Origin of the sequence: Bovifimicola ammoniilytica (assembly GCF_025567085.1) — a bacterium.
GTDB classification, from domain to species: Bacteria; Bacillota; Clostridia; order Lachnospirales; family Lachnospiraceae; genus Bovifimicola; species Bovifimicola ammoniilytica.
Window position 1 is genome coordinate 26,316 of the sequence record NZ_JAOQJN010000015.1, and the last position, 11,040, is coordinate 37,355.

The following is an 11,040-nucleotide window of genomic DNA, read 5'->3' on the forward strand; positions in this document are numbered from 1 at the left end:
AGCACTTCCTTTACTTCAACATCTGCTCTAATATCTTTATCATTGCTGAAACTTTCTCATTCATTTCAAGTGAATCACCAAATTCATTAATTGTTGATTCGACTGCATTAATAAGATAATCACTTACACCATCATCATCAGCCTTGTTATAATATTTCTCTACAATGTTTCCATTAGAATCTGTGAATACTATCTTCTGCTTTCCGTCAGTATTTTCTGAGATATCATTTATTCCGGAGGCTTCGTCAATTACTTCCTTTAACGCTGTAAGATATCTCTCTTCGCAGCTATCGTCCCAGTTCTCTACATACATACCGATAAGATTATGTGAAATCTCTGAAATAATAACTTTATTATTGTGTGTCTTCAGCGAATTAAGCAGCATAATAAACTGATTAAGTCTCTGGCTTACTACTGAACTTGATACCTTTTTCTCCACTGAATCATTCCAGTTCATAAGCACTCTGTATAAATCATCCCGTTTTGCACCACCAAATAATTCCTTAGTGGCTTTTTCAAGTTGCCTATACTTTATATCAATAAATCCATCGAGTTTTTGCTTCATCCTTCTAACATCTTCTACTAATTCTTTATATGAGAAATCTCCATTTGCTCCGAGAATATCAGGAAGCTCTTCTAACAGATAATCTCTTGGATTAATATCTACTCTTTTTAAAGATTTAATGAACTTATTGAGTTTCTTATCAGAATATTTACTTACAAGTGTATATTGTGGTAAACCTCTTACCCATTTCTGAATAAGCTGCATAGTTATATTCATTTTGTCATATCCTGCTTCAGAATACTTCTCTATATCACCGCCAAATACATAATATAAACGTTTGCCATATTCTTCTTTATCATACCATCCACGCTCTATCAACATGCTGTATTCATAAGGCTTATCACAGATATTATTTAATGTTGTTCCATTAAAAGATACCTCTTTATCATGGTAATAGATAACAACTGCTCTTTTAATACTGGTTATTTCATTAGCAATATAGATAGGTATAACTCCCTTTCTTGCACCGATATTTTCACCTTGCAGCCTGTCAAATAATTTTCCAAAACTTACTTTTTTACCATTGCATTTTTTTACAAAATCGCCGATTATACCATACACACATATTGTTCCGCTGTCATAAATTCCTTTTTTAACGGCTCTGTAAATAGTCGCTTCAGGACTTGTCCCTGTTTCATACTTAGTAACGTCACCATTTGTGAGAATTTCATCGATAATCTTAATTCTGGCTTTTCTTATTGGAGCAGAAAGTGTATTTTTATTAATCATCTCATTATTGATTTTAGGCGCATTATTATAGTAATTACTGCATATCCGACTTAATAGTCTGTTAAAGCCCACCTCTGAATATACATCTTCTATGTTTTCTAATGTAGTGTATGTTACTATAACTGACCTCTTGTATTCAGGCATAAAATTATATTTTATAATTTCATTTACCTCATAAATTAAATCCTGAATATACAATTCTAATTCCTGCACTAATGCCTTATTGCTTTCAATAAATTCATTATCACCTGACAATTCCCTTGCTGCCATATATTTCTTAATATAGCTATAACCTGTAAATGCATATTTTGAGCATAATACAACAATTCTTTTATCCGCTAATTTCTTAACCTTTTCCTGTACCTTGCTAATATCTGCAATTTTATCAGAAATAATCATAATGATTTTGCCGTCAGCGAATCTGTCCTTGAATAAATACTCAGAATTGCTAATCTTCATAAATGTATCTTCTGTCATAAATTCATATGAAAAATATCTTGTCATCGTATATTCCATATTATATTTCTTAGGAAGTACATATTCTTCTTCCATAATCCTGCTTATTACAAGACATTCGTCCACATTATCATACTTTGAATAAGCAATATTCTTTATCTCATTTTCTAAATCAATTCCTATATTAATCTTGAAATTATATGAATTAGTTCTGTTTCTCCAGACAATTATATTCTCAGCCTTCAGACTGCTTACTGCCTGTTCTAGTAATGTGCTACTTATTCCAAGTGAGAGTCTTATTGTATTGTCATTTATACTTACATCATCATTACCACTGCACATTTCTAATAACGCAATGGTCTTTATCACCTGTTTCTCAAGTAAATCTTCTGTCTGATGCAGTGCATAATCTGCTCTTAGCCATTCATTATGAATCTTCTGGTTATCGTGTTCATCCATAAATATATTTTCAAAATAATCATAAATTGCATCCGCACCTATAAACATTCCGGTATTATCATTAATATTAATTATATCTGATAAAGAATGTCCCTCATTTCCTGATAAGAATGTGAATATACTTCTCTCATTCTGTGCAACTTTTTCACTTATATTGCTAAGAAGCCATACTGATAAAGGTGTAAGGGGATAACAACCGATACCCATAATCTCATTAAATTTATCCTTATCAAATATATTCGAAAATATCTTCATCTCAAATGTCTTATCTAGAATATCTTCATATAAATCATAGTCATTTCGTGCATGTAGATATTTATCTAATTTCTTTTCATCTTTACATATAACCTTTGAAATAACTTCGTAATTATTTCTTGAGGACACCACGTATCGTATTTCTCTTAATCGTCCTTCAACTCCCCTGAATTCATTAATTACACTTTTATCTATTCTGTTGCCGTATTCTTTTATGCTCTTATGTGCAACAAATGTAATATGTATCTGGCTTTCATCTGACCTGTTAGCAAGCTCGCACATATCCTGCAATAACTTCATATCATTTGCAAAGCCATCGACTAAATGTCCCTCGATAAATTTACTGAACTCATCAAATACTATAAAAATACCTGAATAATTGTAGTCTTTACATAATTTATCAGCTATTTCCCTGTATATAGTTATGACATCCTCCTGAATCAATGGATTAAATTCATTACCTGAAGTCAGAATCGCATATATTTTCTTGAACTCATTAAGTGTTTTCTCCCTGCAGCTTCTAAGATTAAAGCAGAAGGCTTTCTCATTAGTATCTATAAGTTCTTTAAATTTCTCATATGTATCCTTATATTCTTTCTTCCATTTTAATATAACTTTAATAGCTTCTTCATAATACGAATCGACAACTATCTCCTTAATGCCTGCTCTTTCTAAAGCCTGATTTAATGCAATTTTAAAGGAAATCTGTAATGATTCGCCAGGTGAAATGATAACAGGAAGAAATGGTCTGTCAGCATGTGAAAGTTTAGATATCAAATCTAACAATAAATGCGACTTCCCCTTTCCATAAGGTCCGACAATTATCGTAGCTCTTCCTGTGTGTTTATTCTTTATTGAATTAATGTATTCATTCTCAATTAACATAGAAGATTCAGTTGCAATATACTTGCCTACCTTATTCTCATTTCCAATATCTAACTGAAGATTAATAGATTTCTGAAAATTATTATCTATCTTTATGATACTTTGTAACTCACTCATTAAATTCTCCTAACCGTTGTAATATTCATTCAGAATGTCAGTATCTGACATCTCTTTAGTAAGATAAATCATATCAAGTCCTGCCGTTCTATTTAAGATAATATATTCATTTTCTGCCAATTTATCCAGATATTCATACACATCATTTATTTTAAGATTCAGTAATGCCTTTAAACCATTATTACCATAAGTCGCATCACTGATATTAATGCTTCTGTCATCTTTACTATTTATCATTCTATTAAGTATGAATAGAACAACTTTTTCGTCAAGTTTGTCTATGTCCGGCACAGTCTTTTTATACTTAAGATTATTCTTAGTAATTAGTCTAAGTCTTGTAAAAGGACTTATCGTATTCTCTTCCGGATCATAATTCTTACATCTTACTTTAGAATACATATTAAGTATTCCGGTACAGTCATCCGCTAATGATTTCTCAGAGAATTCATCTGTTCCAATAACATTCGCAAGATGATTAGACATAATTCTTATCATATCCTCTTTAGTAAATTCTTCAAGATTACCTGCATTAAAGAACAGATTCCATATGGTTGCTTTCTCGAAATTACTTGCAATATTTATATGTAATATCCATAGGGTAAATATATCCTCAATATATCTGTCATTTTCATATATACATTCACCTAAGGCTGTCCTTTTATAACTGTATTTCACATCTTCTTCTATCAAATCAGAAGCAAGCGCCCAGTATTTAACAGCCTTTGCCATATTAGCACCCACGCCAAGTGTATCTGCACCATAGTTTAATGAAAACATTTTAGGTTCAGTCTCTATTAATCTGAGTGCTTTACTAAGCCAGCCTTCTCTAGGCATAAATGATTCATGACCTTTTAACTTGTATTTCATATTTTTCACACTACCTCTTAATCGCTAATACTTTTCTCATATAACAGCCACCCACAAAGTGACCTACACATTCGCCACAATGTTTACACCTGTCATTATCAATTCTATAATTAATTCTTCCGTCTTTATCCTGACTAATCTTAATCGCATCATGACGGCATACTGCCTCGCATGCAAGACATGCCATACACATCTGGTATTTCGTTATCTGACACTTTATCTTCTCTTCTGCGTTTTTAATATTTCTAGAGCCGGCAATTCTATAATTGACAATAATTACCTTTAACTGGTTACTTCCGACTCTTCCCTGAATTCTAAGTAATACATTCCCATTATGGCCGAGTACATAGACTTCTCCAAGTCTCTTATTACCCATCTCGTAATTAAGCTCGCCAAATGGCTTAAATAATTCAAAGAATTCTTCCGTTATATTCTTCTGTAATTCATAGTTAAACGCATTCTCTTCTAATGCACATGGTGCAAATGAGACAACCGAAGTCTTGGCATACTCTATGCCATTTCCACCCTGTCTTGCTTTCCATTTACCGCTGTCTATATATACTTCTGCATCTTTCTTACCGATATTCCTGGCAAATTCAATCAGCATATCTCTAAAATGAAAATATTGCTCAGGCATATGAATCTTAGATAAGAAACCCGACCAGTCACTATTATTAGGACAACACCAGCAGCCAACCCTTGCATAGCCTAAACGGTATGCATTGTTAAAATTAACCTTTGCGGTAAGCATATACAACCATACATCAAAATCAAACCAGTCAATTATAGGCGAAACTGTCCTCTGCTTCGCAATCTTTGGACTATCTGATTCTCTGTCGTATTTGCTTCTGCTTGCCGATTCGCTTCTCCTTATCCCATAAAATGTCAGTATTCTCTTCTTATTCTTGAAGAGAATATCTATCCTTCTAGAGATTGCTCCCGTCTTAAATATCGTGCAGCACCATCTCATTACTCTGCTCGGAGGTCCTATCTGCTTACACAATTCTTCAAAATCTTTATCCTTATTTCTCGAAGAAATAAGCGGGGTCTTAGGGTGTTCTTTTTTAAATTCCTCCACATATTTCATCGTCTCAGGGAATTCTAACGTCGTATCTCCGAAAATATGCAGAATTCTTGGCGTACTAAGTGCTTTCATTACTAAATCTGATGTTACCGTAGAATCTTTACCTCCACTAAAAGATACAAACATCTCATTTAAATCATAACCTGCTGCTTTATCACGGATATAAGACATTGCTTCTTTCGTTATGTAGTTATATCTGTCTTCATTTGCATGTATGAACTTTGCTATAATTTCATTAAAATATTCATATTTATTATCAACTGACAAACGATTATATTCATTTCTCACATAATTATCATCAAGCTCCATAAGTTTTTTAACAGATACATTTATCCTCTTACCATCTGCATAATAATTATTACCAGTACCATTCCATACAGATGATTTTATATAAGCAAACGGTTTTCCCAGGGCTATCTCGATTAACAGTCTCTCTTCCGGAAATACCGGTCTTACATCTGAAGTAAGCCTCCTCAAGTGACTGCCACATATAGGACATTTATCTTCATAAACAGGGACATTACACTTATCACACCAATAGATTACGGACTGTACTTCTGTTCTCTCTCCACAAATATTACATATACTTTCCTTAGCCTCTATATTATCTCTTACACACCAGTATTTAATCACTTTAACCTCCGTTCAGGATTACCTGTATCCACAAATCTGTTCGGCTGTATATTCAAATATTCACACAGACTAAGCAGCTCTGTAGCATTCAGCTTTCTGCCCTCACTTATGATTTCATCTACTGATATGCCTGTATATTCATTTATCTGGCTTAATGAAATATTGTTATTAACTATGTATTCATATATATGTTTAGTTACACTCTTATCAAACATAGGCAGAATTTCCTTTTCGTTTCTTTGTTCTAAAGAATTATTCTTATCTTTTTCTTATTATATTCTTGTTTAGATAGAATTTCAATAAATATTTTCTTTTTCGACAATACATTTCATTGACACCACCAAAAAGCTGGATTATTATACCTTAAGAAGCTTTATTTGAATGAAAGGTTTACAGTATATAATATGAAGAATCCAAAAATCGGTTTAATGTTGAGATATTATAGAAAATTAAGAAATATGTCTGTGAGTGATGTAGCTGAATCTCTTGCTGAAAATGATATAAATGTTGCAATTAAGACTATATATGGCTGGGAAAATGGAACTACACAACCCGATGCTGATACCCTGCTATTTCTCTGTAAAATTTATGGAATAGAAAATATCCTGGGAACATTCGGATATAAAACACCTGATACAGATCCAATAATATTAACGACTGCTGAGAAGAGATTAATAAAAAAATACCGCAGTATGCCTGAATTGCAATCTGCGGTTAATAAATTACTTGATATATAAAATGATATTAAAATAATATATAATAAGCTATACAGCTATAACTCAATATATAAATAAAAGAAGAAGCATAAACTTTTGTTATGCTTCTTCTATTTTTGCTGTAATCTCTTTAAGACTCTTATCAAACTCTTCTTCTGATGAATTATTAAATATTAATAATGTTCCAGGATCATTAGGGTCTTCAAGATTAGTTGGTATTGTAAAGTTCACATTCTTAATATATTCATGCCAATGTGTCAACTTCCATGTATCTCTGTCTGATGCTCTGTCAATCATTCTCTGATGGCATACCTCTGGATCTGTTCTAACCCAGACAACAACTAATTTAGCACCTTTCTTCTTAAGCTCTCCTTTAAGTCCTTTTATGTACTCATCATCTCTGATTTCACTTGTAAATGGTGCATTTATTAATACTGTGTCTTCATATGTTAATGCTTCCATTGCAAGAGCCATAATAGCTTCATATTCATAATCTCTGATTTCTGCATTAAAGAAATCACTACTTCTGTTATATGGCTGGTTAGCTACCTTGAAAATCTGCTTACTAAGACAGATAAGTGTATCTTTATCAAGATATACAACATGGCTTAAAGCTTCTGCTAACTTCATTGATACAAATGTTTTTCCACAAGCTGGTGGACTTGTCACTAAAATAAGTTTCTTCATAATGTCACCTTACCTAATAATATGATATATGTAAAATTTTATTTAACACACAAAACGAATTAGGGTACATCGACCCTAATTCGCTATATTATATCATTACTTTGTGAATAAGACAACATTTTTATATCAAATAATATCTAAATATTTTATGAAATTTATAACTATTCTCCTGCTTTTATTTCTCTTATTATTTTTCTTATAGGAAGTACAAATGTAGGTGATACTGATAATTCATCAATTCCCATCTTAATGAATTCTTCTGTAAGTGTTGTATCTGCACCTAATTCGCCGCAGATTCCTACCCAGCAATTGTTCTTATGTCCATTTTCCACAACCATTCTGATCATTCTTAATATAGCCTCATGGTGTGAATCATAGATATCATCAAGTTTAGAATTCTGTCTGTCAATTGCAAGTGTGTATTGTGTCAAATCATTTGTTCCAATGCTAAAGAAATCTACTTCTTTTGCGAGCAAATCACTTATCATGACGGCAGCTGGTGTCTCTATCATTATGCCTAACTCCACATCACCCACTGTAATGCCCTGACTTATAAGTTCTTCCTTAACCTCTGCAACGATTGCCTTAATCTGTCTTACTTCATTTACCGATATTATCATAGGAAACATTATTGAAATATTTCCATAGGCACTAGCTCTTAATAATGCTCTTAACTGTGTCTTAAAAATATCCTGCTGTTTCAGGCATATTCTTATGGCACGATATCCCATTGCCGGATTATCCTCTTTATCAAGTCCAAAATAATCTACCTGCTTATCAGCTCCAATGTCTAATGTACGGATAACAACCTTCTTTCCTGCCATATTCTCAGCAACCGCTTTATAAGCTTGAAATTGCTCGTTCTCTGTTGGAAATGTATCATTTTCAAGATATAAAAATTCGCTTCTGAAAAGTCCTATTCCATTTGCATCATTTTTAAGTACATTTGCAACATCTGCCACACTTCCGATGTTTGCATATAATTTAATATGTTTTCCATCAAGTGTCACATCTTCTTTTCCTTTAAGAGACTGTAACATTTCTCTGTCTTTGGCAATCTTTTCCTGTCTTTCTTTCATAACCTTAATTGTAGCTTCATCTGGTTCAAGGATAAGTTCTCCATTGTAACCGTCTACAACCGCCATCTTACCATTCCATTCCCTGTCAATCTTGATTCCGATAAGTGCAGGAATATTCATAGTTCTGGCAAGTATTGCTGTGTGCGAATTAGATGAACCCCCTTCTGTAACAAATGCAAGTAATTTTTCTTTATCCATCTGTACTGTTTCACTTGGAGCTAAATCATTTGCAACTACGATAACCGGCTCATCTCCAAGAATATTTTCACTGCTTCTTCCTGCTAAAATATTTAAGACTCTCTCTGAAATATCCTTAATATCTATTGCCCTTGCCTGAAAATATTCATCATCCATTTCCGCAAACATTTTAGAAAAATTATCACTGGTTGTAGCAACAGCATATTCGGCATTAACGCCCTGCGAAGTTATAATATTTTTTACTGAATCATTATAATCATCATCTTCTAACATCATTGCATGTACTTCAAATACTGCCGCATTCATTTCTCCGACTTCTTTTACGGCTTTTTCATAGATGGCATTCAATTCTTCAATTGCCTTTTCCTTAGCTTTATTATATCTTGCAATTTCTGCATCAGTATCTTCAACCTTATGTCTGAAAATCTGAACACCATCTTTTGAATAAAAAAGTATTTTTCCTATTGCAATTCCATTAAATATTGATTTTCCGGTAAATTTCTCCATATGTTCACACCCTTGCCTTTCATATTACAGCTCTTACAGATTAGCCTTAAAAAACTCTTCAATTTCTGCACAGGCTGTTTCTTCATCTTCTCCTTCAACACTGACTGTAACTTCTGCACCATTTTTAACTCCGAGACTCATAACCGCCATTAACTTTGATGCATCTGCTGATTTACCATTTGCTTCAATTGTAACCTTAGAAGCATACTTCTTAACCTCCTTAACAAGTAAGCTTGCTGGTCTTGCGTGAATTCCAACTTCATCTGTAATTACATAATTAAATTTTTTCATAATTGTCACCCTGCGCTTTTGCGCCCTTTCTTTTTTTATTTTATATTTAAGTCTCTTTCCTGTAATCATCTTATGACTTCAGGCTTTGAACTTTGAAAACCTTAATAATCCTGTTATATTAAAATACCCAAAAAACCGGCAAAATATTATATTATTATAATTAATGCCAGTCTCTTGGGTTTTGCCTGCTTTACCAGTAACAATCCTAAGCGGACTGATTTTGATTTTACTATTTTCTTACGTTGGCTTTTTATAAGTTATTTTTCTTATATGTATTGTCAGATACATAAGTTCTTCGTCAGGAAGTATAAAATTGAGTTCCTTGTCCACAAATAATGCAATTCGTTTCGCACATTTGTATTCATCCGCATATTTTCTAGTTATCATCTCGAATAATTCTTCATCTTCTTCACCATGCGTCTCATATCCGGTTCCCGTAAATAATCTGTAGGTCAGATATTTAAGATGGGTAACAAATCTTGAATAATATTCAGATTCTTCATCAAGCTTTATCTTAAAATGATATTTAACTATATTCATACAATTCTGAATCATCTTAGTTATCATCATTGTCTGATTCATATTTGTATTATCTAATTCAGCATTTACAAAATGCATCGCTATTGATGCCGCCTCATCCTCTGGCAGTTCAATACCAAGCTCTGACTTTATCATCTCTAGAGACTTAAGACCTATCTGGTATTCGAGCGGATAAAATTTCTTAATCTCAGTTTTTAGCTGATTGCTCATATTCTGATTCTTATGAAATCTGTCTATCGCAAAATTAATATGATCTGAAAGTGTCACATATATGCTTCTGCTTAATTTAGTAGTTATTATATCGTATGCATACTTTATAATTTCAGTTGTAAGCCGTAAATGTTCAATAGGCATATTCTCGATTATTTCCTGAAAATGTTTAGATTCTGTATTACTGTCAAGTCTAAATATCTTCTCCACCTTGGATTCATCTACTTCTTCGCCTGCTTTTCGTCCAAATCCAAGACCTTTGCCCATTAAGACCAGTTCTCTTCCTTTATCATCTAATGAGCTTATAATATTATTATTCAGTACTTTTTCTATCTTCATTTTGTCCCTCCCGGCAAGTTAAAGCCGAATTATAATATTACTTTGTAAATATGGAGCATTTTTATTTTAAAGTAAATAAAGTAAGTACGAAGTATTTTCTTTAAAATAAAAATAACCATACATCGAATATAAAAGGATACTCTTATTTTCAAATGATGGTTATGCCTGCCTGACCAGTTACACGCCTTCTTTACTACTAACTTAAGTTTAATATATATCGTGTAAATTGTCAATATTTTTATGTATTTTTGTATATTTTAAACGTAAACTTTCTTATAATTTATGCAATATATACAAATTACGGGATATTAAGTTAGATATGAATTCAATATCTTTGCGTAATGTGAATTTTTAAATTCCAGTTTCCTAACCCTAAAATCATCAAATTCGGAATTTACTCTTGCACATAGTTTCTGTTACTAT

9 protein-coding genes are annotated in these 11,040 nt (G+C 32.5%); 1 reads left to right on the top strand and 8 read right to left on the bottom strand.

Annotation, left to right across the window (positions count from 1 at the left end):
• Nucleotides 1–10: 10 nt before the first annotated feature.
• Genes OCV48_RS13650 through OCV48_RS13665 form a run of 4 tightly spaced genes read right to left on the bottom strand, consistent with a single transcriptional unit; the run spans nucleotide 11 to nucleotide 6,265 of the window.
• Nucleotides 11–3,466, bottom strand: a complete 3,456-nt coding sequence (locus tag OCV48_RS13650; RefSeq protein WP_147592242.1) for a hypothetical protein — start codon at nucleotides 3,464–3,466, stop codon at nucleotides 11–13.
• Between the two features lie 9 nt (nucleotides 3,467–3,475).
• Complete coding sequence (locus OCV48_RS13655) at nucleotides 3,476–4,333, bottom strand: DUF4007 family protein (protein WP_262559950.1); 858 nt, start codon at nucleotides 4,331–4,333, stop codon at nucleotides 3,476–3,478.
• A 10-nt stretch (nucleotides 4,334–4,343) separates the two neighbouring features.
• Nucleotides 4,344–6,050 (bottom strand): phosphoadenosine phosphosulfate reductase domain-containing protein, encoded by a 1,707-nt coding sequence (locus OCV48_RS13660; protein ID WP_147592244.1) that lies wholly within the window; start codon nucleotides 6,048–6,050, stop codon nucleotides 4,344–4,346.
• Nucleotides 6,047–6,265 carry a hypothetical protein gene (locus OCV48_RS13665; protein ID WP_021982689.1) on the bottom strand — a complete coding sequence of 73 codons (219 nt, stop codon included), beginning with the start codon at nucleotides 6,263–6,265 and terminating at the stop codon, nucleotides 6,047–6,049. The genes OCV48_RS13660 and OCV48_RS13665 overlap by 4 nt, the downstream gene beginning before the upstream one ends.
• A 162-nt stretch (nucleotides 6,266–6,427) precedes the next feature.
• Here OCV48_RS13665 and OCV48_RS13670 point away from each other — a divergent pair, with 162 nt between their 5' ends.
• Complete coding sequence (locus OCV48_RS13670; RefSeq protein WP_262559947.1) at nucleotides 6,428–6,787, top strand: helix-turn-helix domain-containing protein; 360 nt, start codon at nucleotides 6,428–6,430, stop codon at nucleotides 6,785–6,787.
• A 78-nt stretch (nucleotides 6,788–6,865) separates the two neighbouring features.
• Here the strand turns inward: OCV48_RS13670 and OCV48_RS13675 are convergent, their stop codons facing one another.
• The 4 genes from OCV48_RS13675 to licT form a co-directional block, all read right to left on the bottom strand.
• On the bottom strand, nucleotides 6,866–7,453 hold the full coding sequence (locus OCV48_RS13675; protein ID WP_262559948.1) for an AAA family ATPase: 588 nt from the start codon (nucleotides 7,451–7,453) through the stop codon (nucleotides 6,866–6,868).
• Between the two features lie 161 nt (nucleotides 7,454–7,614).
• Nucleotides 7,615–9,237 carry a phosphoenolpyruvate--protein phosphotransferase gene (ptsP, locus tag OCV48_RS13680; RefSeq protein ID WP_147592246.1) on the bottom strand — a complete coding sequence of 541 codons (1,623 nt, stop codon included), beginning with the start codon at nucleotides 9,235–9,237 and terminating at the stop codon, nucleotides 7,615–7,617.
• Nucleotides 9,238–9,270: 33 nt separating this feature from the next.
• Nucleotides 9,271–9,528: an HPr family phosphocarrier protein gene (locus OCV48_RS13685; RefSeq protein WP_021982693.1), complete on the bottom strand. Its 258-nt coding sequence runs from the start codon at nucleotides 9,526–9,528 to the stop codon at nucleotides 9,271–9,273.
• A gap of 237 nt (nucleotides 9,529–9,765) precedes the next feature.
• Nucleotides 9,766–10,617, bottom strand: coding sequence for a BglG family transcription antiterminator LicT (gene licT, locus OCV48_RS13690; protein WP_021982694.1), 852 nt, complete (start codon nucleotides 10,615–10,617; stop codon nucleotides 9,766–9,768).
• Nucleotides 10,618–11,040 lie beyond the last annotated feature (423 nt).